The 26,259-nt window shown below is 60.1% G+C and carries 26 protein-coding genes and 2 pseudogenes; 15 read left to right on the top strand and 13 right to left on the bottom strand.

Features of this window, described 5'->3' with window-relative positions:
* Positions 1-21 precede the first annotated feature (21 nt).
* Positions 22-180: a hypothetical protein gene (locus C2L64_RS54485; RefSeq protein WP_167449630.1), complete on the top strand. Its 159-nt coding sequence runs from the start codon at positions 22-24 to the stop codon at positions 178-180.
* Between the two features lie 265 nt (positions 181-445).
* Here the strand turns inward: C2L64_RS54485 and C2L64_RS51385 are convergent, their stop codons facing one another.
* Both C2L64_RS51385 and C2L64_RS51375 read right to left on the bottom strand, forming a co-directional pair.
* Positions 446-2,008: an EAL domain-containing protein gene (locus tag C2L64_RS51385; protein ID WP_103154424.1), complete on the bottom strand. Its 1,563-nt coding sequence runs from the start codon at positions 2,006-2,008 to the stop codon at positions 446-448.
* Between the two features lie 316 nt (positions 2,009-2,324).
* Positions 2,325-3,725, bottom strand: a complete 1,401-nt coding sequence (locus C2L64_RS51375; protein ID WP_079495526.1) for a GGDEF domain-containing protein — start codon at positions 3,723-3,725, stop codon at positions 2,325-2,327.
* Between the two features lie 245 nt (positions 3,726-3,970).
* Between C2L64_RS51375 and C2L64_RS51370 the strand changes: the two genes are divergently transcribed.
* From C2L64_RS51370 to C2L64_RS51360, 3 genes are all read left to right on the top strand, one after another.
* Positions 3,971-4,825, top strand: coding sequence for a SurA N-terminal domain-containing protein (locus C2L64_RS51370; RefSeq protein WP_244144543.1), 855 nt, complete (start codon positions 3,971-3,973; stop codon positions 4,823-4,825).
* Positions 4,826-5,228: 403 nt separating this feature from the next.
* Positions 5,229-5,468 carry a hypothetical protein gene (locus tag C2L64_RS51365; protein WP_090837552.1) on the top strand — a complete coding sequence of 80 codons (240 nt, stop codon included), beginning with the start codon at positions 5,229-5,231 and terminating at the stop codon, positions 5,466-5,468.
* A gap of 488 nt (positions 5,469-5,956) precedes the next feature.
* Positions 5,957-6,634 (top strand): winged helix-turn-helix domain-containing protein, encoded by a 678-nt coding sequence (locus C2L64_RS51360; RefSeq protein ID WP_090837555.1) that lies wholly within the window; start codon positions 5,957-5,959, stop codon positions 6,632-6,634.
* Between the two features lie 514 nt (positions 6,635-7,148).
* On the opposite strand, the gene C2L64_RS51355 is transcribed toward C2L64_RS51360, so the two are convergent.
* Positions 7,149-7,793, bottom strand: a complete 645-nt coding sequence (locus C2L64_RS51355) for a MarR family winged helix-turn-helix transcriptional regulator (RefSeq protein ID WP_090837556.1) — start codon at positions 7,791-7,793, stop codon at positions 7,149-7,151.
* Positions 7,794-8,288: 495 nt separating this feature from the next.
* On the opposite strand from C2L64_RS51355, the gene C2L64_RS51350 reads away from it, so the two are divergent.
* Entirely contained in the window at positions 8,289-9,008 is a 720-nt protein-coding gene (locus C2L64_RS51350) for a UPF0149 family protein (RefSeq protein WP_090837558.1), read from the top strand.
* Positions 8,992-9,066, top strand: a pseudogene (locus C2L64_RS56565) (SEC-C metal-binding domain-containing protein); the annotation flags it as partial. The gene C2L64_RS51350 and the pseudogene C2L64_RS56565, both read left to right, overlap by 17 nt.
* Positions 9,067-9,686: 620 nt before the next feature.
* Here the strand turns inward: C2L64_RS56565 and C2L64_RS53965 are convergent.
* Both C2L64_RS53965 and C2L64_RS51335 read right to left on the bottom strand, forming a co-directional pair.
* Positions 9,687-10,379 (bottom strand): transposase, encoded by a 693-nt coding sequence (locus C2L64_RS53965; RefSeq protein ID WP_244144542.1) that lies wholly within the window; start codon positions 10,377-10,379, stop codon positions 9,687-9,689.
* A gap of 67 nt (positions 10,380-10,446) precedes the next feature.
* Positions 10,447-10,995 (bottom strand): hypothetical protein, encoded by a 549-nt coding sequence (locus C2L64_RS51335; RefSeq protein WP_090837562.1) that lies wholly within the window; start codon positions 10,993-10,995, stop codon positions 10,447-10,449.
* A gap of 78 nt (positions 10,996-11,073) precedes the next feature.
* Between C2L64_RS51335 and C2L64_RS56200 the strand changes: the two genes are divergently transcribed.
* On the top strand, positions 11,074-11,166 hold the full coding sequence (locus C2L64_RS56200) for a DUF2905 family protein (RefSeq protein ID WP_322789397.1): 93 nt from the start codon (positions 11,074-11,076) through the stop codon (positions 11,164-11,166).
* A 99-nt stretch (positions 11,167-11,265) separates the two neighbouring features.
* Here C2L64_RS56200 and C2L64_RS51325 read toward each other — a convergent pair whose 3' ends face one another.
* Positions 11,266-11,793 (bottom strand): hypothetical protein, encoded by a 528-nt coding sequence (locus C2L64_RS51325; RefSeq protein ID WP_090837566.1) that lies wholly within the window; start codon positions 11,791-11,793, stop codon positions 11,266-11,268.
* A 216-nt stretch (positions 11,794-12,009) separates the two neighbouring features.
* Complete coding sequence (locus C2L64_RS51320; protein ID WP_090837568.1) at positions 12,010-12,351, bottom strand: hypothetical protein; 342 nt, start codon at positions 12,349-12,351, stop codon at positions 12,010-12,012.
* A 252-nt stretch (positions 12,352-12,603) separates the two neighbouring features.
* Between C2L64_RS51320 and C2L64_RS54480 the strand changes: the two genes are divergently transcribed.
* From C2L64_RS54480 to C2L64_RS51290, 7 genes and pseudogenes are all read left to right on the top strand, one after another.
* Entirely contained in the window at positions 12,604-12,759 is a 156-nt protein-coding gene (locus tag C2L64_RS54480) for a hypothetical protein (protein ID WP_167449632.1), read from the top strand.
* Between the two features lie 350 nt (positions 12,760-13,109).
* Entirely contained in the window at positions 13,110-13,313 is a 204-nt protein-coding gene (locus tag C2L64_RS51315) for an HU family DNA-binding protein (protein WP_090837570.1), read from the top strand.
* A gap of 506 nt (positions 13,314-13,819) precedes the next feature.
* Positions 13,820-14,335 (top strand): hypothetical protein, encoded by a 516-nt coding sequence (locus C2L64_RS51310; RefSeq protein ID WP_090837572.1) that lies wholly within the window; start codon positions 13,820-13,822, stop codon positions 14,333-14,335.
* A 155-nt stretch (positions 14,336-14,490) separates the two neighbouring features.
* Positions 14,491-14,744: pseudogene (locus tag C2L64_RS51305) on the top strand (TIM barrel protein); the annotation flags it as partial.
* A gap of 93 nt (positions 14,745-14,837) precedes the next feature.
* On the top strand, positions 14,838-15,104 hold the full coding sequence (locus tag C2L64_RS51300) for a hypothetical protein (protein WP_090837574.1): 267 nt from the start codon (positions 14,838-14,840) through the stop codon (positions 15,102-15,104).
* Positions 15,105-15,668: 564 nt separating this feature from the next.
* Entirely contained in the window at positions 15,669-17,837 is a 2,169-nt protein-coding gene (gene katG, locus C2L64_RS51295; RefSeq protein WP_208525957.1) for a catalase/peroxidase HPI, read from the top strand.
* 89 nt (positions 17,838-17,926) lie between these two features.
* Positions 17,927-18,130 carry a cold-shock protein gene (locus tag C2L64_RS51290; protein ID WP_090837576.1) on the top strand — a complete coding sequence of 68 codons (204 nt, stop codon included), beginning with the start codon at positions 17,927-17,929 and terminating at the stop codon, positions 18,128-18,130.
* Between the two features lie 268 nt (positions 18,131-18,398).
* Here the strand turns inward: C2L64_RS51290 and phaP are convergent, their stop codons facing one another.
* On the bottom strand, positions 18,399-18,974 hold the full coding sequence (phaP, locus tag C2L64_RS51285) for a TIGR01841 family phasin (RefSeq protein ID WP_090837578.1): 576 nt from the start codon (positions 18,972-18,974) through the stop codon (positions 18,399-18,401).
* Between the two features lie 545 nt (positions 18,975-19,519).
* Between phaP and C2L64_RS51275 the strand changes: the two genes are divergently transcribed.
* The gene (locus C2L64_RS51275; RefSeq protein WP_090837582.1) at positions 19,520-19,783 is read left to right on the top strand and encodes a hypothetical protein; all 264 of its coding nucleotides are present in this window, start codon (positions 19,520-19,522) and stop codon (positions 19,781-19,783) included.
* A 23-nt stretch (positions 19,784-19,806) separates the two neighbouring features.
* Here C2L64_RS51275 and hfq read toward each other — a convergent pair whose 3' ends face one another.
* The 5 genes from hfq to C2L64_RS51240 all read right to left on the bottom strand — a co-directional run bounded on the left by hfq (position 19,807) and on the right by C2L64_RS51240 (position 26,040).
* The gene (gene hfq / locus C2L64_RS56560; protein ID WP_244144541.1) at positions 19,807-20,100 is read right to left on the bottom strand and encodes an RNA chaperone Hfq; all 294 of its coding nucleotides are present in this window, start codon (positions 20,098-20,100) and stop codon (positions 19,807-19,809) included.
* Between the two features lie 1,169 nt (positions 20,101-21,269).
* Positions 21,270-21,914, bottom strand: a complete 645-nt coding sequence (locus C2L64_RS53960; protein WP_143055787.1) for an ankyrin repeat domain-containing protein — start codon at positions 21,912-21,914, stop codon at positions 21,270-21,272.
* 379 nt (positions 21,915-22,293) lie between these two features.
* On the bottom strand, positions 22,294-23,085 hold the full coding sequence (locus tag C2L64_RS51255) for a hydroxyacylglutathione hydrolase (RefSeq protein ID WP_090837590.1): 792 nt from the start codon (positions 23,083-23,085) through the stop codon (positions 22,294-22,296).
* Between the two features lie 869 nt (positions 23,086-23,954).
* Complete coding sequence (locus C2L64_RS51245; RefSeq protein ID WP_090837592.1) at positions 23,955-25,385, bottom strand: ISKra4 family transposase; 1,431 nt, start codon at positions 25,383-25,385, stop codon at positions 23,955-23,957.
* Positions 25,357-26,040, bottom strand: a complete 684-nt coding sequence (locus C2L64_RS51240) for a plasmid pRiA4b ORF-3 family protein (protein WP_090837594.1) — start codon at positions 26,038-26,040, stop codon at positions 25,357-25,359. The genes C2L64_RS51245 and C2L64_RS51240 overlap by 29 nt, the downstream gene beginning before the upstream one ends.
* Between the last annotated feature and the right edge of the window lie 219 nt (positions 26,041-26,259).

Raw genomic sequence — 26,259 nt, 5'->3', positions numbered from 1 at the left:
AGATCAGCAATGGAGGTTCCGATGAGTGAAGCGGTGGCAATCGTCGTAGGTTCGTTCGTGCTGGTGACGGCAACAGGGTTCGTCGCCGTTCACTATCACCGGGAGAAGATGCACCGAAAACTGCTCAGACGACTGGATTACCGTCGCGACTGGTGGAACCGGGGCAGCGCCCGGCGTTGAGCTTCGCCCTCACTATGCGGAAGATCACGTGAAGCGTGTCTATACCTACCACGGCCTGGAAATCCAGGCCAGGGTCGAGACGGAGGCCGTCAGCGCGCGTTCGGTCGCGCCGGGGTATGGGACTGGCTATGTCGCTATCGTGAAAAATACAAGAGCCGGTTTGCCCGCTTCCTCGTTCACTCCCGGCAACCGGGAGCGGCCGATGGGAGATCAAGATAGTATCCCCGCGTGTAGGCGCTCAAGTATCGTAGTCAGGAGGGTCTAGTTATCGGCCGGGCACATCCATCGGCTCTTGCGACGGGTTGTGAAGTAAATGATGGTACATCCGCTCGAACTCCAGGATGCTTGCCGGCCTCTGGAACAGGTAACCCTGTGCGTACCTGATGCCGATTTCCTTCAGCGCGTCGCGTTGCCCGGGTTCCTCGACACCTTCTGCGACCACGGTCAGGTGAAGCTTGTTTGCAAGATAGGTGATTCCCTCAACCAGCTGTCGGCCGTGACCGGCTATTCCGATGATGAACTGCCGGTCGATCTTGATGTAGTCGAACGGAAAACGCTGCAGCAGGGCGAGGTTACTGTTATCCGTGCCGAAATCATCGACAGCGTACTTCACGCCATAGCTCTTGAGGCTCATCAGGTTCCCGTGGCTGACAGCCAGACCGTTGAGCAGTCCGCGCTCTGTGATCTCGAGCACAACCTGGAAGCGCGTGGGCCGATGTCTGAGCGTCGAAGCGATGTCATGCGGAAAGCAGTGCATTTCAATATGCTTCGGTGCGAGATTGATGTTGACCCTGAAGCCGTCCGGAAAACTGCAGGACTCCAGTTCCGCGAGCGCCGTCGCCAGTACGAAATCGGTCAGCGGCGCAATGACAGAAGTCGTTTCTATCTCGCCGATGAATGTACCCGGCATGATCAGACCCAGCCGCGGATGCCGCCAGCGCAGCAGCGCCTCGGCACCCGTCCACGCACCCGTTTCCAGGTCGACGATCGCCTGATACTCCACGTAAAATTCATTGCGCCGCAGGCCTGCACGAACCTGTCTTTCCAGTCGCTGACGCGGTGTGAAACCCGCGTGATACCCGCCAATCAGCACTGCGCAGGCAATGAGGCCGGCCAGTAACGCAAAGATTTCGGTCAGGATGAGGTCTGCTCTTAGCCGCGCGGCGTCTGCTTCCACCCTGACAAGGATCTCACTCATATCTGACGCATGCGCATCGGTTTTCACGAACCGGCCGTCGCTCGTGATTGTGCCGCCCGCCCCATCTGAGACCGACGCGCTCCTTGCACCCGACGTCCTGGCGCGCGCGAGAATGTCTGCGATGTAGGCGCCCTCGACGACGTACAGGATGCCGCGTCGGCTGTCGACCGGGGCATAGATCACCATGACAGGCACGTCCGGCATCATCGGGGTTCCGGCCAGCAGAGTGATCTGCTGCCCGGCACCACTACGACCGAGATAGGCGGTGACGGGAATGGACAGATGTCCGAGCAGGGTCGCGCAGTACACCTGCCCGTCCCGAACCATCATCGCGGACCGGCGATACGGGACGAATACGTCCCGCAAGGTGAGCTCTGCCTGAATGTCCGGGCAGGGCGTGCCGGCAAGATTCGCGAGTCTGCGTTCGTCAACGCGGCTGGCCGTCATGATGCGATCAATCGAGTCGTGGATATCCTGCGTTACGACCCGTTGCTGCGCCTGTGACCGTTCGGATGCGAAGTGGTACCCGGCGAGCAAAGCCAGTGCGATAACCGCAATCAGAATCATCACTTCCAGCAGGTTGCGTCGACGCGACACAACCGCCTCCCGCCATGCGACATTCACAGGCATGCGCGTCCCCTCTTTGAGGTCGCAGAACTCTGGTGCGGCTCAGGCTGAAGGCGATCGCCATCAGGTAAGCTGCCGCGTACGCGCGGGCATGACAGTTATAGCATTTCATTCACATGAAAGCTTGCCCGCCGTGTAAAAACCCATCATGCATGGACTGGATCAGTCGGGACATGCGATGGAAGAGGGCGGTGACCTGCTCCCCACAGGACAGGATACGCCAGGCGGCTTGAATGTCACTGGGCGGCAAAGCCTGTCGAACGTGCGGCCTGTTGTTCAATCTCATCCGCGCGTCCATACCTGCACGCCTATCCACCTGCTATGTAGCTGTCACACGGTTGCGGCCATGACGCTTCGCGTGGTAGAGCCGCTGGTCGGCGGTACGAAGAAGGGCATCGATCGTGTCGCCATCACTGCCGAACTGGGAGATGCCGATACTGACCGTGATGGAAACCTTGCGTCCGGTTTCACCCGCGAATGTGGTGCCGGCAGTCGCCGCGCGGATACGTTCGCCGATCGCGAGGGCAGCATCTAGCGACGTGCGGGACAGCAGCACCATGAACTCCTCACCGCCAACCCGCGCGACGCCATTGTATGGCCGGATCGCGTCGAGGCATGCCTGTACGAACCCCTGCAGGACTGTGTCACCGACCTGATGCCCATAGGCATCGTTAACCCATTTGAAGTTATCGAGATCAAGCGCCAGCAGGGAAAACGGGATACCGTCTCTCCGGGCGCGCGCGACCTCTGCTTCGACACGTTCGATGAAATGACGCCGGTTCGCCGCGCCCGTCAGCGGGTCGGTCGCCGCCAGATGCTCGAGCTTCTGGTTAGTGCGCTGCACTTCCTGCAACGCGCTTTCCGTGCGCGCCATCGCCTCGGCGAGCCGCGCTGTCAATTCCTCATGACTGTAGATCGTGGCGAATGACCGGGTCGTGAGAAAGGCCTGGACGACGCCATAACTGAGCAGAAAGAATCCGCTGGCGAAGATGACATGTGCCAGCCACCACATGTGGTTCCACGGGCTTCCCAGAAGGAACGCAAGCGACGACAGCGCAAACGACGTCACCGAGATGCCGTAGATCACCATCAGCGGGGATCGGATCCGGCGCAGCATCAGGACGGCAACATTCAGTACCGAGAGAATGAGCGCGGCGCTCTCCATGAGTCGCAGTGGAGCGATGCCGGCAAACGTCGAAGTCGCCAGAAGTGCGACCAGTACGTCCACGACAAGGAAGGCGATAGCCCAGGTCAGCCAGTATCTTCTCCCCACGCGCCGGCCGGCGGGATCTGCAGGCTGCCGGTACGATAACAGCGCGATCAGCAGCAAAACCGACATTGCCAGCCGCGATGCCGGCCCGTACGCGAGGAAGAGCCAGATGTCGTGATGCGCGAATCCCGTGAACGCTCCATGCAGCGCGTAGATCAGGACGAACCCGAAGAAACCTAGCATCATCCATCGCAGCAATGGCTCGCCGGAAGAGCGGTAACACTGCCACGTCACATACGTAACAAAGAGACCCTCGAGCGTCGCCACCGCGATGGCAATTTCATGAAACGCGTGATTCTCGAATTTGAGCGTCCGGTCCTGAAAGAAGTACAGGTAGCCGATCAGATAAGCAGGAACGAGCGCGAAGGCCACGAGTACCAGCCGCGCATACCTCTGTGTAATGAACCGGATGAGCGCAAACGGCTCTTCTGTCTGCATCGCAGTAGTCACGCGCATGGTCCGCACCCCGAGGTGATTTATTGACGCGATCGCTCGCCATACATTGATGTGACACATCGCCCTGGCCGTTTGCTCGAGGCCATGTCTACAAGATGTTGCGCAGACGGACGTCGAATCGCCGCGTGCAACTCAGCCAAGATAGCTGAGGTTTTACCAAAAAGACCGGACAAAAATCCCTATCCTGTTTGATAGGTTCTGGATCCGTCGTGACCTTGTAAATTCGTCCTGATGGCAGCTTGAAAAATGCTGCCGAGAGGGTCGAACAGATGACGTGCAGGATCCATTCTTTCATCGCCAGGTTTGCCGCATTTGTCGCCTGTGCATGTCCTCTTGGGGTGATGGCAGAGGGCGGCACATCGGCATTGGCTGCCACGAGTGGATCACGACCACCGTCATCCGTAATCGTCGCGACCGTCAACGATGAGATCATCACGCAAGCGGACCTCGATAACGCGGTTACCGTGTCCGGTGCGCGCGACACGACTGTCTTGCGCCGCACGCTCAGGCACCGCCTCATCGCAATGGAATTATTGCGGCAGGCTGCGGAGAAACCGCGGCATGTCAATGCGACGCGGGGTATTCGGCGAGCGTCTGAAGCGAGTGGAATCATCGAAGTTATCCGGCAGTACCTGCGCGATACGGTGCGTCCCTCGGCAGTGACCGAGGCCGATGTCTGGGCTCGCTATGCACAGGTCATCAAAAGCCTGGAGACGAGCACGCAAAGATCGACGGTTTCCGCAGAGACCGCTGATCGTCTGCTAACGGCCGGCCGGCTGACTTCATTCGCTCGCCGCGCCGCGCCGGACCGGGATTCGGTGGCGCCGCAAGCAAACAGCGAAGTCAGACGGAACGTATCGCCGCCGGTCAACCCATCAACGCTTGTATCTTTTGCGGACGGCACGCCCGGTACACCCACCACGCCCGGCAATGAATGGGGATTGTGCGAACCCGATGCGACTGGAGACAGGCAGATTCCCAGCTATGACACATTGCGGGACAGCATCCGGACGCAACTGGAAACGGAACGGCTGGATGAAGCCATTCGCACCGTCGTCGATGACCTGATGACACAGGCCGACATCAGCGAATAACGATTGAACATAGTGATTGAACTGGACGCTGCACTATACGAAAATTTTGGAGTGGACCATGTATCTGTGAGATCCAGAGCCGAAGGATGCAATGCAATGATCACTCGTCCAAACGTCGTTTGCGTTGCCAAACGAAACATTCGAGAGTTGCCGTAAATGGATTGAATTGAACCTGCAAACCGACCGATCGGCATCGACGAAACCGGAGACGAAGTGCCTGAGGCGTTATCAGGGAAGAGTTTGCAGGGAAGGATTACGCAGCAGGATAGTGCGACGCAACTCGCCGCCTCGCGAATTCAGACTCGTTACGGTCAGCGGTTCGCGATCGCATCGAATTCCATCGAATTCCCAGTTAGAAATCGCAAACATAGCCAGTGAGCGGTTCGCTGGGCAGCAGCGCCAATTGCGGAATCTGATCGACAATGCCTCACGCTATTCGCCAGCCGCCGCGGAGACTGCCATCACCGCGCTGAAGTCGGGTACCTGGTACGAGACGACGCGCAAGGCGGCCCGGCTGACGATCCAGGTTGCGCAAAGCAACACACGGGCGGTAAGTGCCATCGTGTCGAAGTCGGGCAAACGGGCAGGCAAGCGGGCACGCCGCTTCTCCCACCTCGAAATAGTCGCTGTCGCGACGCATTGACGTCGTGTACCTGTATTCGCCCCAGGCGGTATTCGTGATCGGCGCAAACATTGCTGCGAGCGTTGACCAGCATCTCCAATGAGTCGATGCGTGAACGTCACGAAACGCGCCAACGCGCTGTTTGGTACGCCCACGAGGCCACGGCTGGACGGATCAACAACGGGATATAACGGACGACCCGAGCCTGGATAGTTGCCTGACGCCCTCCTGGACGCAGAAGCCCCGAAGACGGAGCGTGCGAGTTTCACACTCCGAGCAGGCATGTCATCAAGCGCCATACCGACGCCGGCCTCGCATATTGCGCGAGCCATTCCCCCAGGCATGATGTCGGAAAGTGGAATGTTCCATTGCCGCCCGGTTTTGCCTCACATCTTCTCGCCAAAATGTCATCGAAGGTCAGTCTATCGCGATTCGCCTTCGCAAAGACCTCGAATCCAATAAATGAGCCTCATGGCACAATCAGCTGAGATCGTTTCTCGAGAGATCCTATGCCGACGCGTGAGTTACCGACAATTTCCCTGCGGATAAAGGCTGGCGAGATGTTGATGGATGGACATGATGTGGCACATGTCGCGCGAGCACTCGGTCTTTCCGAGAATACGGTCCGGAAGTATCGAGCCATCGTCGAACGCGAAGGAATTGCAGGCCTTCGGATGCTTCCCTTGGGGGGCAGGCGATCGGCCCTTGATGGAAAGGCGAGGGCGAAGCTCACCGAGGCGCTCGCACGTCGGCCTCGAGACTACGCGGTCAATCGTGAGCGTTGGACGATCGGTGCCGTCGGACAGCTAATCCAGCGGGAGTTCGGGTTATCCTTTTCGCGTGTTTACGTGCGGCAACTCATCATTGATCTCGGCTTCGGTGACCGGTTGCGCACTATCAACCTGTCGAGCGTACCCGGCAAGCCACCCAAGCTTGAGGCTGAAGGTTTTGCCTGGCTCCTCGCTGTGCTGAAACAGTCTCCGCGTGTATGCGGTATCGATGCCGAACGTTGGACAAATGCTCGATTGCGGCTCGCTGTTGAGGCACGGTACGGAGTCAGGTATTCGCACTCGCACATGTGGAAAATCATTTCAGAGCACGGCCTGTCGTCGCTGGTCAGTCGTGGCCGCAAATCACCGACCAATAGAGCGAACGCGGCGACGGTAGGTAGCGCCTTAGAGCTCTGATGCGAGCTGAGGTACCACCCTGCGTTGTCCCTTGACGAAGAATAAGGGCCGAAATGTGTTCACCGGTGGATTGCGTCACATCGAGCATCCGTTTGAAACCGACTCTGTTGAAAGAGCGCTGAGGCAATGGTGTGCCGAAATCGGGCTCGAGAATCTTGAGACGTGACGGGCCGGTTGGTCAGACCAGAACATCTCGCCGCACAGGCCTCTTTCGGAAATTCAGGCGCCGCCGTGAACAATGAGGTTCCGACGTGTTCAACGCTTCTTTGTCGTGACTCCGCGACTCGTCCACTTTGGCATCTCTCGCCATCTAACGAGAGTCGTCCATCATCAGAGCCCGGGAGCGGGCGATCGCTGCGGGGAGGACGGTGAAGTTTGCTGGATGGCCAGAACTTCACGATTCGCCGACAAATCGCACCGTCAGGTTGACTAAGACGCAGCGTCCCAACCGCAGGCGGCGCAAGATCAGCCGGCCGGACAGCGCGCCACCGGCGGCCTACTTCGCCGTGTGGACTCAGCCCTGCTGCGCGAAGATCTTCCAGGTCTTTTTCTGCGTGGCGGCGTCGGCGGTTTCATGCACCGGGCAGTCCAGCCGCAAGTCCGTATCCGCCATCGACAGATCGAGCAGTTCGCAATGGTGCGGCGTCTTCTTCGGATTCTTGCCCGGTTCGAAGTGCACGCACGTCACGCACATCCGGTGCGGCGGAATATGATCCTGAACCTCGAGCTGACGCACGGTCTTTAGCAGCGTGCGATAGAACAACGATTGCTCTTCGTCGCGCAGCGTGCCGACTGCCTTGGCGAGGAAGTCCGGCCATTGCGCGGCACGCTTCGCGGCAGTGCGCCCGCGTGCCGTCATCCGCACGGCAAGTGCGCGTCCGTCATCGAGTGCGCGGCGCTTTTCCACGAGGCCCTTGGTTTCCAGCGTGCTCACGGCGTCGCTCGTGGTCGCGGCTGTCAACGCGGTTTCGCGTGCGATTTTGCCGAGCCGCATCGGCCCCTTGCGCTGCATCAGCAGCACCAGGATTTCGCCCTGGGTAGGCGTCAGACCCGCGCCTTCCGCCCACTCCCATGCCTGGCTCCGCATCGCCGTGCTGAGTCGCAACAGGCTGTGGGTTACCCGCCCGGTTGCCTGCTCTCCGTATACGCTTTCGCTCATAGTCTTTCGTTCGTTGTTGACAGTTTATCCCTGTCCGTCGACATCCGACATGCTATGCCGGCGCGCGGACAGTCTGTGGGGCAGCGTAGCCGGGACATTTGGCACACCGATTCCTGCTATCTCAAAAATATCCCGTGGTTCCGGCCCGTCCCGCGGGAATCCCAACTCTCCGAGTTTCGCCAAGAGCGTTTGCCCTCAGGCAAGCGGCTTGCCGTAACCGCCGCGGCGAAAAACGACATTCTATGCGAGAGCAGAGAATCGTACAGCTAATTATCCCGCAATCTGTTGATAACCGCGGGATACGTAGATCGAAGGGAAAGGATGGCGACGCGCAAATCGTACCACCCGGATTCGCGGTGCTGCGGATTTGTCCGCCCGTGGCTGGCATGCATTGCTGTCTGGCGACAAACACGAGGCCGGCACTTTTCCCAGGCTGTTGTGGGGCTTACGGCCGGTCTCCGCATTGCTGCGCAATGCATCGGCAACTGATGAGGAATGCATGAAAACGGTCATTTTGCTCGAGTCGGGCTTCGCCTTCCCATGAAAGACGAAATCGCACCCACACTGCCGCTGAACGAAACAGAAATCGATCAGCTTGATGATTTCTTGACCAGCGATTCCGCTCCCGATGCCGCAATGGACGTTTCGATGATGGACGGGTTTATGACAGCGCTCGCCTCGGGGCCAAACCTGATGATGCCTGGCGCCATGCTGGGTTGGATCTGGGATGCGGAGCATGGCCAGGACCTGCCGACGTTTGCCAGTGCTGACGAGTCAAAAGGCATCGTCGGGCTGATCATCCGGCACTGGAATTGCGTCAACGACATGTTGAACGATGCCTCCGTCGGGTACGAACCGCTCATCCTTGAACACGAATCAGATGGGCGCGTGATTTCGGTCATCGACGACTGGTGCGAGGGGTATTACAAAGGCATTGCCGTCGATCGGACAGCGTGGGCGCCGGTACTTGCGGAGCACCCTGAATGGTTCACGGTGATCATGCTGTACGGCACGGAGGAGGGGTGGGACGAGCTGAAACGGCGAAAAAACAACCTCGATCAGCATCAGGCATTTGCCGGATCGCTCGCCAGGTCGGTGCAAGATATTCATCGCTACTGGGCCGAACAGCGCCGGCTGCAAATCGAGCGCGGCGGGATTCCCGGTGTGATGGCACAACGCGAGCCGCTTCGAACGCGCACCGAAGGTGGGTCGTAACGACCCCTGCCCGTGCGGTTTAGGAAAGAAATACAAGCGCTGTCATGCCGTGCTCGAAGTGGCCACCGGTTCCGGAAGAACCGGGCATGGCTTTAATCCGGAACAGGCCAGACGTGTTCTAACTGACGCTCAAGAATCGTTGATTGTTTCCCCGCTGAGTCAGCGCGTCACACGCGACGGAACCGCAGTCGAGGTTGAAATCTATGGTGATGGCAAGGGGGCGTGGCTACTCGAGGTCGTCGATGAATTCGGCAATTCGACCGTCTGGGACAATTCATTTCCGACTGACAATGCAGCGCTCGCTGAAGCCTTGAATGTAATCGACAGAGAAGGCATCGTGGCCGTGATTGGTTCGCCGCCAGCCAGCGCAACGCGCCATTGACTGTGGTTACGCGCGTCTATGGGACACACTGGAGATTTTCCAGGATATAGCGCGATGCGCAGACAAAGAATCGCCAACATCGGACGCCGGGTGACAAGGTCACTATCAACTGGTTGCGGGTTTCGATCAGGCTCGACACAGCACGGTTGGACGAGCGCCTGGGATGGGAAGAAATGACTGCGGCAAAGCGCGCGGGACGACGATGTGTGTCGTGGCGCGAAGATTTCGGCATGGCGCACACGAACAAGATCACGGCGTGATGCGCCGACGGTGGAACAAAGATCTCGAGCGGGAGATCAGCTGTGGCAGTAGTGGAGCAGGTTGATCATCGTATAAGCGAGCGTCTTCAACGCATAGTGCAACTGACTGATTCGCTCGAAACGTAGCAGCAGGCGACGGAACTTGCCTTCCCAGGCGAACACGCGCTCGATCGTCCTGATCCGCTCCTTGAAAATGGCCGGCTTAAACAGTGCCTTGCGGCCGCGCTTCTGCGCTTTCCTGCCGCGCGAATTCGCGTTGATATTGGGCACCATGCAGCGATTGAAAATAGCTTTGCGGTTGCGCCGGCAATCGTACACACCATCCAGACTCACGACGGTTCCCCGCAAGTCCAGCCCCACCGCGCGGGCGATGCGCGTGAGCCGCGGCAGCGCTTGGCGCAACAGCGGCGATTCATTGCGATCTCCCGGGGCCGGCACGAACGGCGCGATCAGTTTGCAGTTCCGATCGCACAGGGCAACGACCTTGCAGCCTTTGACCTTCTTGTGGCCGCTGAAGCCGAGGTTGTCACCTCCCTTCTTCGCGGCGCTCATAGTGCCATCGCCATGGATAATGCGCGTGTCCAAACGATCGCCGCAATGAAGTCGGGACACCGAACTCTCGAAAATGGCATCAAAACATCCGTCCGCTTCCCAGCGCCGGAAGGCTCGATAGATGCCCGTGTAATGGATCTCGGGGTGGCCGTGCGGATCCTTCCCGATTGGCAGCACGGGAAGGCTTCGATGCCGGCACACTCGGCCCCGACTTGGATCTTTAAGGTTGATCCGGAAACAGCAATCAGAACGGTCTGTTGTGCCGGCCTTTATGTTCATGGAGCGGGTCGGGGCTCTTCGACGTTTCGCGCAGTACACCGGCATCGTCGAAAGCGAAGTTGAACAGCTGGTACCACACGCCGTCTTCCAGATATCGGTAACTCCATTCCTGGCGTTTCTTCAGTGGAAAGTATGCCGTTTCCGCGGGCCGGCCGAACTGAACGAGGACATCGCTCTGCGTCCACTTGCCAGGCTCCGCGCGATAGAACTCGCCCGTTTGCAGCACCTGGCGGACGTTGATCACCTTGCCGGCCGCGTCGATGTCCGCGGCCGCGGTGACTTCGCCCATCGGCTGCGTCGGCCACATCAACCGCCTCGACCCGTCAGGAAGGTCGTAGACCTCGCGCGGCGGTCCCAGCCTCGCGACGACGGCGGATTCCGGTTCGCCGGCATGGAACCCCTGCCACGGCTGTACGCAGGCGCCAAGTACAATAACCGACGCACAGGCGAACAGGGTGCGGATGTGGAAGCGCTGGCGCCACACAGCGGGGCATATTCTTGATCGGCGGGACATCGCAGAGGCCCTCCCCTCGGTTCACGAATAATCCTGATTGCCGCAGGTCTCGGCCGCCTGCCCGGCGACATCAACGTCGTGCGGCCGGGGTTCAGCTTCCATCTTCCGAGCGTGACGTGCATCGTCATTTCAGTCGTTTTGTCGATCCTGCTCTGGCTGTTCAGGCGTTGAGCCCGGGACGCCCGTTCACGAGTAAACGGCCACAGCCGCGCGAATTGACGCAAGCGATCTGCGGCCGTTTTAGCTAGCCGACTCACTGGCGGGAAGGCATCAGCCCGTTGCCGCGCCCGTTCCACCCGCCTCTGCCTCCTTCCTCTCGAGGCGCAGATACATATCGGCCGCCACCAGCCCGAACACGATATGGCAGATGAAGCTCACCCACCCGCGGGCCTCCGCGAACCACGGGAAAAAGGCGGTCATGCCGTAGAGATTGACCAGGTATACGGCCACGCCGAACAGTCCGCCAGCGAGCGACGCCATTCCGACGCTCGAATCGAGGCTGAACGGTGCCATGATCACCGCGAGGACGGCGGCGAAAATGATCGCCAGCACGAAGTGGACGATCAACGCGGCCAGCATGATGCTGGCGTCGAACGTCGCGGGCTGTATCAGCGCATCGCGGCCAAGAACGATCGCTGCGATCATCCGTGGCGGCCCCCACGGGCTCTGCCCGATCGCCCACATCGCGAGGAGTTCGAGCACGAGGAACACCGCGCCTGCCACGCAGCCGCCGATCACCGCTGCGCGCCAGTCCGGCATGCGGCGTGCAAAATGGTGCGAATGCATGTGAAGTTCCATGATGACCTCCTTGAGCGCGGCAGATTCGCACCGCTCTCGCTAGCCATTTTAGTCAAACCTGCAAAAACGTGGGACGGCGCTCCCGATCGCCAGCCGGCGGGAGCCGCTCTGTCACCGTACATGCGCGCAGTGGACTGAGCGTGGCCAGGTCGACCTGCAAATCGTTCGGTGAGAGAAGCTGCCGTGCCCGAGCGCCTCCTCGCGTGCGCGCCCGATTCAGCGCCTGGGCCCCTTCATGCCTTCGGTTTCCGCTGCGGCATTACGCTCCTCGCTTGCCTCGATGGAGTCCATGCTCTCTTCGACTGAAGCTGATGCGCGCTCCGTGATTGCCCGGGCGTCGTCGACGGACTCGTCGGGTCCTTCGTCGTCGCTGCCTGGAGGAGCCAACATGTCGTGAAGCATGGCTGCCAGCTCTGGCGTATCCCACGGCATACCGTGCTGCATTTTCTTCTTTATGTAGTGCCTGACTTCCGCGTCCTGCTCCGCAGTCAAAGGGAGACTGCGAAAAGTACTTTGAGGGGGGTGTCGGTCATGATTCTGCTCCGCGGTTTCGCCCATCTCGAGTGTAGCGCTGTTGTGATCAAGTATCCTTAACGATCAGATCGCATTGACCATGCCGGCTCCTGACGCGTGCCGGATGAAGCCTGGAGATCGAAGCCCGTGGGGATGCGGGGCGACATCGGGCAGCTTGAGGTCAGGGCGGCGGCCGGGAGACAGGGCTGCGCGAAAAATGGTTAAGCACCCGTTAGCATGGCTAACGCTTTCCACGACTAAAATATAAACAGGATTCGAATCTGACGAGAGGCAGTCATGAGCATGTTCATGATCGGTCTGGTGGTGGGGATCGCGGTGCTGTGCATCACGATTTTTGCCGTGGCGCGCTACCCGCGAGAACAGAAGGTCGCGCCCGTCGCCCGTTGGCTGGATACGCATCCGCTTCGCGATTGGATGCGTCATAGGAGCTGACCGGCGCCGCAAGGATCGAGGCTTGCGGATGCCTCAATCCCGACGTCGATACGCGACGACGCCGTCCGGATGTGTGGCCCTGGGCGCTTTTGACGGGAGCGTGTGCCGGACGCTGCGTGCGTAACCCGTTGGCCCGGCGACCTTCGCGATCCCTGCAGCCAGAACCGTCGCGTTTACCGGCGACGGCAAGCGGAGGTAGACGGTACGCTCGTCTCGTCGACGGTTTGGCAAATATCCCAGATGCTGTCACCATGGCACGGCACTCCCGCTGCGACGAACTCCCGCCCAGGTTTTCGTAGGATCCGGCGCCGAGCCACTGTCGCCAGCGTGCGCAAGGCGCGTGCTGGTGCATGATCGGCGCGATCGTCGACGCGATGACAGCCGCCATCACCCGCGGCGAAACTGTCCAGCCGATCAGCTTCGGCTTGTTTTTCCCTGGCGCGCGGGCGGAGCGGACCGGCCGTAATCCGGCAACCGGTCAGGAGACGACGATCACTGCGTCCAGAACGGTGAAGTTCACCGCCGGCAATGCGCTCAAGGATGCGGTCAATTAATAAGCACCGCCAGGGGGTGGGGAGCCTTCGCACGGTTAGAGCGGCAGGTGTGCCGCGCGTGACATGCGCTTCTTGCCCACGCGGACAGGAAAAACCGCCGTAGGTGTGACGGCGTTTGTGACGCCATCACCATACGGAGCGGCGCTCAGACGATACAGGCATGCGTCGCATCGTCGTTCTCCCGTACCTGGCCGCCGCGTCTCCGCGCCCGGCAATATCCGGCCTGGGACGTTGCTTGTCGAATTCATGGGGCGAACCTGTCTCATGGAAGATGGCGCAACGGGCTTATGCACCTTCTGGCGCCGAACACGGCCACACGTTTTTCTTCTGGGTGGACGATGGCCGGGCGATCGGCGCTCAGGGCCGAGAGTTCCACGGTGGCTCAGGCACGTCTGCGCGCCGAACTGGCGACACTGACACTGTGCCTTTCCCTTCAAATTTTCTAAGATGTTTAATGGAAACGGAGAATCTATCCACGTTTAAAGGGGGATGCTAGGGAACTTCACATGCATTCGCATCACTTTGCTAGCCGCATGCCTGACTGGCGTGCCGCCGCAATAAGCGGTTGTATTGCGGGCCTGGTCTTCCTGCTGCTCGAACTTTTTACCATGTCGATCCTCGGGCAGAGCCCTTGGGGAGCGCCGCGGATAATTGTAGCGATCGCGTTGAGTCGCGACGTGCTGTCGCTACCGGCGACGTTCGGCTTCGGCATCATCTTCGTGGGGCTGATCGTTCACTTCGTGCTGTCGGTCATTTTCGTGCTCGTTCTGGCGGTAATCATCGCACCGTTCAGCCTTGACTCGAGCATGGGGCTCGCCTCGCTGGCGGGTGCGGTCTTCGGCGTCGCCTTGTATCTGGTCAACTTCTATGGCATGAGCCATCTATTCCCGTGGCTCCCAGACGCCCGTAGTTGGGCGAGTTTCGTGTCCCATATCGTGTTTGGGCTCGTCGCGGCTGATACCTACTTATGGCTTGAGACGAAGGAGGAAGCGGGCGTGAGGGGGGGAGGCGCAAATAGTTGAGCTTGTGTCCCCTCGGGCCCTGCGGACCCCCAGGCCTAAGGTGCAACTCGCCGCCCCCGACATCAACCAGTGAACCGACCGACGTCACCGTCGTCCCGACGCCGGGGTGCTATCTCTCCACTCCCCGTAGCGGCGAATGTTCCCGCCGCCAGCACGCGCCACGCGCGCCGGCCGACGGCATCACGATCGTCATGGAGCCGATCAATACGCGCGACACATTCCAGGCTTCTCTCTGAACTGCCAGGACGACACGCGGGTGATCTGCGGGGAGGTCGGCGGACCGAACCTGCAGGTACAGTTCGATTGCTACCACTGCCACATCATTGGAGGCGATCTCGCGGTGAAGCTGAAGCGCGACATGCCGCGCATCGGCCACATCCAGATCGCGGGCGTGCCCGAGCGGCACGAGTCCAATACCACGGATTGAACGTGTGGTCCGTCCACTCGATTTTGCTGTTTTCGCTCATACTTAAAATACTCCACGTGGAAGTAGGAGAGCATCATGTCGTCGCCGATGTACCGCGAGATTGATGCGCCGCCGTATCGACTGGTCATCAACGTTCAACCAAAGTATCGAACTGGATCGCCGGGCCAGATCGAGGGATACGTTTCTCGATGTACTGTCACGAGGCTCGACGGATCGCCGGTCTATCAAGGCGATCTCCAATACCAAATTTTCGACGGCGAAATCTTCATTGATCTCGAATCGGCAATACGCGATGGGGAGCAGCGGGCGCGAGATGCTATCAACACGGGCTTCCCGCATTAGAGCGGCGATCACCATGCGGCTCCTTTCTCTGAGGATGCCGCGAGAGCGGCCACGACGTCCTGCGCATTGCCCGCGTGCTAGTATTTAGACGAGGCAACGCATGATTGAGGTGGTCGAAATGCGACTGATTCGCGTACCCCATCGGCGTCCCGTCGACGAGCGTCGAGTCACTGATGGCGTAGCCTGGGTACGAGAGTTGTTAGGGACACTTAATTTCGCCACTACCCCATGAAACGCGGCAGGCCGACCCAATCTAATGGCCCCCATCCCCTTTGGCTCGTGCGGTATTACGTCCCTCTGGCAAGCACCCGAAAATAACGCAAGCTAATACTGCGCGCCGCTTTAGCGATTAAGTCGATTGCTTTCCCCTATCGCATCGATTGTTAAATTTCAACGGTCCAGGTTTGATTTTCTGCCGGCAGAAACTACTCCAAGGAAGTGTCATCTCGAAAATGTGCTGCCCGGTCCATGGAGGATGATATGTCTGACAACCAACACACCGGAAGTGTTAGCGAGAGCGAAAACCCTGCCATCCCCGCTCCAACTCCAAAGGTCAGTCGACCAATGAGGAACAAGGATTGGTGGCCGAATCAGCTGGATCTTTCGGTGCTTCACACTCACTCGCACCTGTCCTGCCCGTTGGAAGAGGAGTTCGACTATGCCGAACAGTTCAGGAGTCTTGATGTCGAGGCGCTGAAGCAGGACCTCATCAAGCTCATGACCACATCCCAGGATTGGTGGCCGGCCGACTACGGCCACTACGGGCCCTTGTTCATCCGTATGGCCTGGCATGCCGCCGGCACGTATCGCATCGCCGATGGTCGCGGCGGCGGCGGCGAGGGCCAGCAGCGGTTTGCGCCGCTGAACAGTTGGCCGGACAACGCCAATCTCGACAAGGCGCGCCGGCTGCTCTGGCCCATCAAGCAGAAGTACGGCCAGAAGATTTCCTGGGCCGATCTGCTGATCCTGGCCGGCAATGTGGCTTACGAATCGATGGGCTTCAAGACCTTCGGCTTCGGTTTTGGCCGGCCCGACGTCTGGGAGCCCGAAGACATTTTTTGGGGTCCGGAGGACGCCTGGCTGGGGGACGAGCGCTACAGCGGCGACCGCGAACTCGCCAAGCCGCTCGCCAACGTGCAGATGGGCCTGATCTACGTCAATCCCCAGGGACCGGGGGGCAACCCCGACCCGCTCGCCGCGGCCAGGGACATCCGCGACACTTTTGGCCGCATGGCCATGAACGATGAAGAAACCGTTGCGCTCATCGTGGGCGGCCACACGGTCGGCAAGACGCATGGTGCTGCGCCGGCGGGAGGGAATGTCGGCCCGGAACCAGAGGGCGCCCCGATCGAGGAGCAAGGCCTGGGCTGGAAGAACAGGTTCGGCAGCGGCAAGGGTTCCGACGCGATTACCAGCGGGCTTGAAGGCGCATGGACCAACAATCCGACCACATGGGACAACGGGTTTCTGGAGAACCTGTTCAAGTACGAGTGGGAGCTGACGACGAGCCCTGCGGGTGCGAAGCAGTGGACGCCCAGGAATCCCGAGGCGAACGACACTGTGCCCGATGCACACGAGGCGTCCAGGCGGCACGCGCCGACGATGCTGACGACAGACCTGTCACTGCGAATGGATCCGATTTACGGGCCGATTGCGAAGCGCTTCTACGACAACCCAGACCAGCTTGAGGACGCGTTTGCCAAAGCCTGGTTCAAGTTGCTTCACCGTGACATGGGTCCCCGCTCACGCTATCTGGGCCCTTGGGTCCCGGAGGCGCAGCTTTGGCAAGACCCGATACCACCCGTCGATCATGAGCTGGTCAGCGAACAGGATATCGTCGCCCTCAAGCGCACGATCCTCGACTCTGGTTTGTCCGTCCCCGAGTTGGTTTCCGCAGCCTGGGGCGCTGCCGCCAGCTTCCGTGGCACCGATAAACGTGGCGGTGCCAACGGCGCGCGGATCCGCCTGGCGCCGCAAAAGGATTGGGAGTCCAACGAGCCGCCACGGCTGGCAAAGGTCCTGACAGCCCTCGAGCGCATCCAGAAGGACTTCAACGGTTCGCAGTCCAGCGGCAAGAATGTTTCGCTAGCCGATCTGATTGTCCTTGGCGGGTGCGCTGCCGTCGAGGAAGCGGCCAGAAAGGCGGGATACAACATTGGCGTCCCGTTCGCGCCGGGTCGCACCGATGCCTCGCAGGAACAGACGGATGAGAGCACCTTTGATGTGCTCGAACCGATCGGCGACGGGTTCCGCAACTATTTCCGAGCGGAAGACCCCCAGTCGCCGGAGACCCGTCTGCTGGACCGGGCCAACCTCTTGAAGCTGACCGCGCCCCAGATGACGGTTCTCGTCGGCGGCATGCGCATGCTCGGTGCAAACCACGGGCAATCGAAGCACGGCGTGTTCACCGACAGGCCGGGCACGTTGACCAACGACTTCTTCGTGAACTTGCTCGACATCGGCACAGCGTGGAGACCTTCCGTCTCGGACAAGAATGTGTACGAGGGCAATGATCGCACTACCGGCAAGGCCAGGTGGACCGCGACGGCTGCCGACCTCGTCTTCGGGGCGCATTCTCAATTGCGCGCGCTGGCCGAGGTCTACGCGTGCGACGACGGGAAGGAGAGATTCGTGCGCGACTTCGTGGTGGCGTGGGACAAGGTCATGAATCTCGATCGCTACGACCTGCTCGGCCGGGGAAACGGTCGACGCGCGGTTGTAGCCGCGCTCTGAACGAGTGTGACGAAGCCGCTGCAGCAAGCGTGGGCGCGCGGTCATCGTCGCGTTTTATAACACATCAGTCTTTGAAGAGGGTCAGGAAGATGGCAACGGGTACCGTGAAGTGGTTTAACGACGCAAAGGGTTTTGATTTCATCACACCGGATGAAGGTGGCGATGACCTGTTTGCTCATTTTTCGGAGGTGAAGGCGGAGGGCTTCAAGTCTCTCAAGGACGGGCAAAAGGTGAGCTTCGAAGTCAAGCAAGGTCCGAAGGGCAAGCAGGCGGCAAACATACAGCCAATCTGACACCTCACCGCACTCGCTGTCGCGTAGGGACCGGTCCGCCGAGGCGGACCAGTCCTTTTCAACTAGGCGCCGTGACACGGTCTTCCCGGGTGTGCTGGTTTCGGACGTGAGCCGGGTAACAGACGTGGGTGCACATCACGTGCGCCGGAACGAACGACCAGCGCACATGGGAGTAGGGCTTGTCCGATAGCGGCCATAGCGCAGTGTGGTCAGGCGGTCAGCTCGCCGCGCGGTGCGACCACGTCGGGTTCAACGTTCCTTCGAACTATTACTTCCCCGCCTTCGACTTCGTCGCATTCTCGACTGCCTGGTCAGCTGCCTCGGTCACCTCCGATGCGGCCTTCGTTGCGGCGTCCGGGTTGGTTTGCGCGTCTTCGACTGCCTGCTTCGTTGCAATTTGGACGCTTTCCTGAGCGGCGTTGGCCAGCGTGATAGCCTGTTTCAGAAATGCCATTGCGGCTTCCGAGCCGACCGGGGCGTTTTGCGCGAGATTCTCGGCGAACGATTGAACCTGGCGGCTGACCTCCTGGTACCGGGCATTGACGACCTCTGACAGCTGCGCTTGCGTAGTCGACGCAATTTCGGCAACCTGACGTTCGTACGCTAGGACCTTCTCGGCCGAGGGCAGCAACAATGTGTCTCGCATATCACCAGCTTCCTGTCTGTCCTTTTTCGCCATCCCGTCTTGCATATGTCGATTCCAATCGGCAAACGCCGTCTTCGCCGTGTCCAGATTCAGTCTGATGAGCTTTTCCTCGCCCTCCAGCATGCTGCCAGCCAGCCCGAAGAAGAAGTCAAGATTTGCTTGCTGGGCCATAGCAGCTTGTCCCTGAAAATCAGCCATGTTCGCCTCCTGAAGATGTATGCCCTACGCCCAGCATGTTCGGCAACGATGACCAACTGATGAAGCGCGTCGTATGGAAGCTCGCGTATCGGCTGCATTTTCGATACCGGCTCCGTAGGTGTATTGGTCTCAGCCGCGATTGCCCGTACAACGTCCTCCGCGCTGGGCTGCGTAAGGGGGCTCTGCGGACGTCGACAGATGCAGGAGTGCAGGAGCTGCGAACGACGAAGATTCCATTACAGGACGGTAGCGGTCGGGATGCCAATTGAATCGGTCTATCCGGGCCCCCCTTGAAGAAGTGTTTTTCTCGCGCCGCGACCCACTGGAAACGTCTGCGCCCCTTATTGCAATGGCATCGCGATGTGTGACGCGGTCGTGGAACAGCACGTCGCTCTTTTCCACGCAAGCCGATATTCCGCAAGTGGAACTTCCCGGACCGCCTGGAGACCAAAGCGGGATGATGCCAAACAGGTCCGAAGTCGTATCACACCCTCATAGCTTGAAGTACGTTTGGTCAGGATGAGTTACCGGGAGCATTGCACGCCATGAATCACCGTCTGAATCTTGATGTACATCTGGAAGGCACTCTCAAACACAACGGCTCCAGGCGGGCCTTTGCGGCACGGCTGGATATGACCATCAAGCGCGCAAAGGTGACCTCCGGTCGGGTGGCCAGGTCACTTGGCGTCCCGGAACACGAGGTGACCCTTTGGCGCGCCGGAGTTACCGTTCCGAAGGGTGCGGATTGCGCGCGCCTCTCTGAACTTCTTGACGTGGACGTCGCGTGGCTATGCGCAGGTCAAGCGTAAGCCACGGCATGTCATCGCAGTTCTCATCGGACACGGCCTCGCACGTGGTTCGGCTTGTCGCCACTCACCGGCACCTCAGTCGGCTCACGTACCTGGCTCCTGCCATTGACCGGCAGCACGGTCGAAATGGCATGTTTGAAAACAAGTTGCGCGCCTGGGCCAGACTCCAGCAGAACTGCAAACTGGTCAAAGGCGGCCAGTTGACCGCTCAGTCTGATGCCGTTCACGAGGAACACGTTTACGGTGGTCTTGTCGTTCACGAGCATCTGCAAAAAATCGCCTTGTACGCCAGGGCGTGCGGTCATGTTGGAGGTCAAAGCGATGGTTCCTTCGATTGTACCGGCGATACCTGAAGCCGTCAGGCGGTTCTGTGGAAGTGGGCTACTGCGACTCGGCGGCGTCGGTCGAGTCGCGCTTGCGCAATCTCGTAGGATGCTGGTAGTGGTACGCGTTGAACAACTGGAAGCACGGGGCAGCGCGACGGTTGAAGGGGCTCGGAGGTCCGACGCGAGCAGGGCGAGTTCACCCAGTTGTCCAGGCGGATGACCGGCTCACGCGGCGGGCCTCTTCGCGCGTGCTTCTTCCTGGAGTTCAGCGGACGAATGCGCCGACATGGGTACCGCACGCGCTTGTCGACTGCTCCATCGCATCACTTTTCGCCGACCAGGCGTTGAAGCCCGGGAAAAGCACGTACCCACGCGTACCAGCAGGCCTGCGTCGGGTCTTTGATTGATTACCGCACGAAGCTTTGCCGTGCGGCAATCCTCTGCCTGTACCGCCTCGGTCACCGCGAATACCACCTCCCAGGAAATGTCATCCTCGCGACTCGCGCTTTCCAGGTCGGCGAAGAGTTCGCGCCAGAATCTGGCGCCCCTGCTCGACCGACCGGGACCGCGTGCGGACCGCAGGCGCGCCAGCAAGGCCGCTGTTCGGAGGGCCTCCCTCTGCTGTGCCTTCCCGGGTGTCCGGAAGCGGCCCAGAACACCGCCCCGCCAGACGACAAACGACGCGACGAAGAACGTCAATGCCGAGAAGACGGCCAATATCTGGTTGTCCTGAAGAAAATTTCCGTCTGCCACACAGTCACCTTCAGTTGGCTCGGGCTACCCGGAATACGTGACCGCACGCAGGTCATATACAGGGACCATACGTCGGTCTGCCGGCTCCCCTGCGCGAGGTCGGCCAGCGCCTTGTGACCGATTCCCGCCCGCCGCAACAGATACACGCCGACCGATGGGAACACAGAGATTCGTGCCTTATCGGGCGGCTTCGATAAGGTACAGGTGACTGTCGAGGAAGTGAGAGGTTGGCAAAAGCCGAGGCAGCTATATCCAACGCATTACCACGCCACTAGCTAGGTCCGTCAAAAGGGTGCAACGGACCCTCGAATGTCATCGCGCGGCTCAATTTGAGTGACCGTATGTGGCCGGACCGCGACGGTCGCTGTCGGCAGCGCGTGACCTGTTTAAGTGGTTCATCAGCACAATCACGCCCGACCGGTGTGCCCGCGCCGCTTCAGGGCTTCCAACCGTTCGATGATTTCTCCCGGCAAGTGCCGGGCCCGTGCAATGTCGACGGCATCGCGACCGCCGAAGTCCGCGATGGAAGGATTCGCTCCAGCTTCGATCAGGAGATTCAACGTCTTCAGTCGCTTGAGGCGAGCGGCGTAAAAGGTCGGCGTCTCGCCGTGTGCTCTGAGGTCAAGCTCAGGTTTGAACTTCAGAAGAACACGACACAAGACATCGTCGTCGCGCCATACCGCGGCCCAAAGCGAATAGCTTGCGTTCGCTTCACGCTGCAAAAGAAACTCGGCCAGTGGCAGATTTTCGCCGCGCGAGACCACGTACCATAACGGTGTCGCCCGGAAATCGCCCTCATCCTCGCCCATCGGCACTGCACTCTCAATGTCAGCACCAGCTTTGAGAAGGGTGGCGGCGGTTTTGATTCCATTCGGCTCTGCGAGTTGCGTGCTGCTCCCTGGCTTGACCGCACAGGCCAGGTGAAGCGCGGTGCGCCCGCGTGAATCAGTTGCTGTGACTAGCCCGGGTGCCGCAGTCAAAATCTTGGTGACGGCGGGCTCGTCCCAGATCCTCGCCGCAGCAAAAAGTGATGTTTTGGATGTCTTGCGCACCTCGACCTCCTGAGTTCGACGGTCGTGCACATGACAGGCCGCGACGTGACCTTGTAAATGTTGTTCTGTTCTCGAAAGTCGACGCGGGCACCAACACCATGGTACCCACCAACATCCTTGGGATGCCAGTTCGTTCGACAGGCCGCCCCTAGCCGCATGCAGCCTTTCGCCAATACCCGCCCTCGATCCAACAGAGGCGTCCTTCGCTCCAGTTGAAAGCGAATGCTCGTTGGGGCGTCTTGTTGGCCAGGGCCAGCTTCCGCCAGGGACTGCTTTGGCGAGGTTGAACCCGGAGGTTCGGCCCCCTCTACCTTCGATGATGCTTCTACACAGAAATGGCCCGATTGCGGCGAGCGGCAACGCTCCGCGCCCTGCTGCATCACCACCTGTTACGCAACTCGCGAAGCTTGAGAAACACCGTCCTGGCATCGGGTACTTCCGGGAGATCCGGGAAGCTTTCCCGCAACCTGGCGATCACGCTTGCGCTCGTAAGCCGGAAGAAGGTGTTGAATTGCTCTTCATCCTTGAGCGTGGTGACGATCGAGGTCTTCGGGTCATGACCAGCCACGCGGGGAAGCAGGGCCCGGGCAGCGGCGTTTTCCGGCTCAAGCGACAACGTGAACCTCAGATTGTTCTCGATGTAGTCATGCCCGGGGTAGATCTTCGTGTCATCCGGCAGTTTGGCGAGCTGGCCCACAAACGTGGCGTACAGCTCGCTCGGATCGCCTCCGTTGTGGCAATTGCCGGCGCCCGCATTGAACAGGGTGTCGCCGGAAAACAGCGCCGGCTGGTCGGTATGTGATCGCAGGCAGATGTGGCACATGGTGTGACCCGGCGTGTCCATGCATTCGAGTTCGACCCGCTTCCCGACCTTGATGACGTCTCCGGCCTTGACACCGCGGTCCACCCCCGCGATGCGGGCGACGGCCTTGAAATGAGCGAGCAGCCTGGCGCCCGTGGCCGCGACCATCGCTTCGTTGCCGCCGGTGTGGTCCCGGTGTTCGTGGGTGTTGAGGATCTGGGTGATCTGCCAACCCCTGGCCTTCGCGGCGGCGAGGCATTTTTCATGGTCCAGCGGGTCGATGGCAAGTGCCTCGCCGGTTTCCGGACATGCAATCAGGTAGTTGAAGTTGCGGTAGGCATTGCCAGTCCAGATACGCTCGACGATCATCGTGTGCTCCCGACGGCTTGCTGCCGACGAACAGGCATTGGTAGCAAGTCATGTTACCGACCTGACGCCCATGGAACCACATCGCCGCGGGCGCAACATGTAGGCTTCGATCTTCAGTTATGTTAATGCCTGTTGGCATTGCTCTAACCAAGACAGTCGGAGCCTCGTCACACCACAGTTCCGCCGCCCACCCGGCGGGCGGCGCTCTTACACTATGCGCGGCGCAGCAAGAGTAGTTCAGCTGCTCATCCCAGTCGGATCCACGTCCCTCGGGGGAGGTCAAAGAGGTTCCAGAGCGCCAGCGAGCGCGTGAAGCCGCAGCTGCCAGAGCCGTAACGGCAAGCCGGTTCCAGCGGACCCGCCTGGAATGGCGAGGCGAAATCCACTATCGTGTCAGTTGAGGAGCATTGCACGCGCGCACGTTCGCCGGGCGAGATGGCTCGCCCGATGTCGCCGGCGACGATCGCAGGACCGAAGGTGTCCTCTGGAAGGAGGGCACTGGCTCTACTGCGCGCTGCTGGCTTGTTAGCGCGAAGGACTGCACGCTCAACGCGCTCACGGTCAGTCGATCACGAATGGAGGTGCCTCATGGGCACTAAAGGTCTGCTCGTCAGGTTGGAAGTCAAAGCCGGCAACGACGACGCCATGGCGGAAGCCGTCCTGCGCTCCGCTCTCGCGACGGGGCGGGCGGAAGCCGCAACGACCGCGTGGTTCGCGATCAGATTCGGGCGATCGGAGTACGGCATCTTCGACGTGTTCCCAGACGATGCCGGCCGCGAGGCGCATCTGGCGGGGCCAGTTACACAAGCGTTGTTGGATGCCGGCGGCAGCGTGTTTGCGAGAGCGGAACAAAGTGGGGGCTGGAGCCGCTATGCCGCCTCCTTCCAATGCGCCTGCGGCTCTGCTCTCATCCCCGGAAACCATCGTCCGAACGTGTTGCGTAAATCGTCGTTCAGAACCTGCGCGCGGGCTTGAAGCAGCAGGTGCGCGCCGCGCTGGGTCCAGCGCATTTGCTGTTTCTTCACAAAGCGCTTGCTGACCACGTAGTTCACGGTGGATTCGACGAACGCCGTTGAGATTGTCTCGTCGTGCCGATAGCGGTCACCATAGTTCGGGATGAACGCCTGGTTGGCCACGATATAGCCGCGGAACTCGCGCACCGCTTTCAACATTTTCGGCTTGTTGGCCGGATTCTTTTCCAGCATTTCCAGACCGTCGTCAACCTCATCAATCCGTTGCAGGGCATGCGGCACGTTGCCGTGCCAGAGATTCCATTTGATGCTCTCCAGGTGCTTTTTCAGATCGGCCAGAAGGGCGGCTGTTGCCGGATCCCCGTCGCCGGGTCCCAGTTCCGCCACCATGCCCTTGACCATCTGCCCCATGACGGTCAGTCGCATCGTGATGTGAAACCAATCCAGCAGATGTTCGGATTCCGGGCTGAGATACGTTTGCAGATCGCGGACGGTGTCGCCGCCGTCCGACATGAACACGACCTGCTGATTCATTTGCAGGCCCTGTGATTTCAGCACCTCGTACAACCTGCGCTTGGGTTTCTCATCGTACTGGTTGACGAAGGCAAAGACCTTGGCGCTGCCTCCGGTCTTGACGCTCTTGCCAGCAATCACTTCGAACCAGCCCTCCGTTCTGGATTTCTGGTCCGACGCGTGAACATAGCCGCCATCCAGGCCGACCGTCAAGGGCGGCCCCGGCGGCGGCTGTTTCGCCCACTCGTTGGGACAGCCTTCGATGAACGTGAACTGTTCATCGCCCAGCTCGCTCTCGATCCGTTCCGCGACGGCATGGAGTTGTCGCCGCACCGTCGCAGGGGTGATTTCGTCGGCGATGGGCAAGACTTCGCTCAGCACTTCGACGCTCAGGCCATAGGACATCAGCGACGCAAACCTGGTTTCCAGATACAGCAGTTCCGGCGCCGTATGCATGCTCAGCAGTTCGGCTAGCGGGCTTGAACTATGCCGGCCCGGCTTCTGGCAAGGACAATCGTAGAGCCGGGGACTGGCAAGGTTCAATTTGCCGAACACGGTTCGATAGATGATGGCATGTTTTCCCTTGTGGGTTCGAGGGCGGCCACAGTGCGGACAGCTCGCAAACCGCGCGAGGTATTCCCCGACCTGCGCGGTGACGGTGTTTTGCTGCATGCCGCGCAGCAGCGACCTGGCCTCCGCAAGCGTCAGGCCCAGTTCCTCTGGTCGTAGCGAGCTCCGTTCCAGCCGCGCGACGTCCTCGATTTTCTCCGCTTCGCCATCCTCGGCATCAATCACCACCTGTATTCGAATCTTCACGGTCAGCTCCTTTCTGCTGCCACATCCGGGATTCGTCGTGCGTTGCGTATTGCTTGAGCCGGTGGTTGACCGCGCGCCGGTCGAAGCTGTCCCGGGTCAGCCATTCGCGCAACTCGTCGATGTCTCCGATCCGATTGCGAATCGATTCCAGATCGTTGGCGTCGAGGTCGTCCCGGATATCTTCGATCAATTCCTCGACTGCCAACGGGACTTCGTCACGGCGGGTCACGAAGGCATGCGGGCCGCCGCAGTCCTCTGGCGGCGCTCGGCGCTTGCCACCAATGCAGCACGGATAGATGCGTTTCTCCTCCAGCCCCAGGCGCGCCTCCACGCGCACCTGATGTTCCCATCCATCGTTCAAATCGTATTCGTAGAGAAACCGTTCGTTGACACGAAAGCGGAAATCGCCCAACCGGACGTGTGCTGGATCGGTTGAGAAGCCGATTCCACCGTCGTGGTATACGCCGTAGTCCTGGCCATGGATATGAAAACGGTTCAGATGCTCGTCGCTCCAGCCAAACGCGATCTGGAGGATGTAGTGCAGATCGGTGATCGTGCTGTCGCTGCGCACCAGAAGCCGTCGCCAGATCATCGGACTGATCTGGCGAAGCCATACCTGGAGCCGATAAATCCCGACGCCTGGTTCTTCGTCCATAATCACGCAAGCGTACCAAAATTCAGGGCCATACCTTCCAGCCCCCACTTTGTTCCGCTTCCCTAATAAAGGCGCCAATGTTCAGCGCCCGCGCGGACTTCCGGCCGCGTAATGACTACGAGCAAGCTCGGAACTTCGGTTTAGATCTTGCGAATTTTCGCACGCGTCGATGGGTGCAACGGGCTACTGCGTCTATCGCGACAAGAAGACGTTCTGTAC

The sequence above is a fragment of the Paraburkholderia hospita genome, from assembly GCF_002902965.1.
Taxonomy (GTDB): Bacteria; Pseudomonadota; Gammaproteobacteria; order Burkholderiales; family Burkholderiaceae; genus Paraburkholderia; species Paraburkholderia hospita.
This window is presented reverse-complemented; position numbering and strand designations above follow the sequence as displayed.

Excerpts from the sequence above, each read along its gene's own strand:
- C2L64_RS54485 (WP_167449630.1), top strand. The coding sequence starts at position 22 with ATGAGTGAAGCGGTGGCAATCGTCGTAGGTTCGTTCGTGCTGGTGACG.
- C2L64_RS54480 (WP_167449632.1), top strand. The coding sequence starts at position 12,604 with ATGAGCATGTTCATGATCGGTCTGGTGGTGGGGATCGCGGTGCTGTGC.
- C2L64_RS51320 (WP_090837568.1), bottom strand. The coding sequence starts at position 12,351 with ATGGGCGAAACCGCGGAGCAGAATCATGACCGACACCCCCCTCAAAGT.
- C2L64_RS51385 (WP_103154424.1), bottom strand. The coding sequence starts at position 2,008 with ATGCCTGTGAATGTCGCATGGCGGGAGGCGGTTGTGTCGCGTCGACGC.
- katG (WP_208525957.1), top strand. The coding sequence starts at position 15,669 with ATGAGGAACAAGGATTGGTGGCCGAATCAGCTGGATCTTTCGGTGCTT.
- C2L64_RS51300 (WP_090837574.1), top strand. The coding sequence starts at position 14,838 with ATGTCGTCGCCGATGTACCGCGAGATTGATGCGCCGCCGTATCGACTG.
- phaP (WP_090837578.1), bottom strand. The coding sequence starts at position 18,974 with ATGGCTGATTTTCAGGGACAAGCTGCTATGGCCCAGCAAGCAAATCTT.
- C2L64_RS51315 (WP_090837570.1), top strand. The coding sequence starts at position 13,110 with ATGATCGGCGCGATCGTCGACGCGATGACAGCCGCCATCACCCGCGGC.
- C2L64_RS51240 (WP_090837594.1), bottom strand. The coding sequence starts at position 26,040 with ATGGACGAAGAACCAGGCGTCGGGATTTATCGGCTCCAGGTATGGCTT.
- C2L64_RS51290 (WP_090837576.1), top strand. The coding sequence starts at position 17,927 with ATGGCAACGGGTACCGTGAAGTGGTTTAACGACGCAAAGGGTTTTGAT.
- C2L64_RS51325 (WP_090837566.1), bottom strand. The coding sequence starts at position 11,793 with ATGGAACTTCACATGCATTCGCACCATTTTGCACGCCGCATGCCGGAC.
- C2L64_RS51360 (WP_090837555.1), top strand. The coding sequence starts at position 5,957 with ATGCCGACGCGTGAGTTACCGACAATTTCCCTGCGGATAAAGGCTGGC.
- C2L64_RS51255 (WP_090837590.1), bottom strand. The coding sequence starts at position 23,085 with ATGATCGTCGAGCGTATCTGGACTGGCAATGCCTACCGCAACTTCAAC.
- C2L64_RS51310 (WP_090837572.1), top strand. The coding sequence starts at position 13,820 with ATGCATTCGCATCACTTTGCTAGCCGCATGCCTGACTGGCGTGCCGCC.
- C2L64_RS51350 (WP_090837558.1), top strand. The coding sequence starts at position 8,289 with ATGCATGAAAACGGTCATTTTGCTCGAGTCGGGCTTCGCCTTCCCATG.
- C2L64_RS51335 (WP_090837562.1), bottom strand. The coding sequence starts at position 10,995 with ATGTCCCGCCGATCAAGAATATGCCCCGCTGTGTGGCGCCAGCGCTTC.
- C2L64_RS51355 (WP_090837556.1), bottom strand. The coding sequence starts at position 7,793 with ATGAGCGAAAGCGTATACGGAGAGCAGGCAACCGGGCGGGTAACCCAC.
- C2L64_RS51275 (WP_090837582.1), top strand. The coding sequence starts at position 19,520 with ATGAATCACCGTCTGAATCTTGATGTACATCTGGAAGGCACTCTCAAA.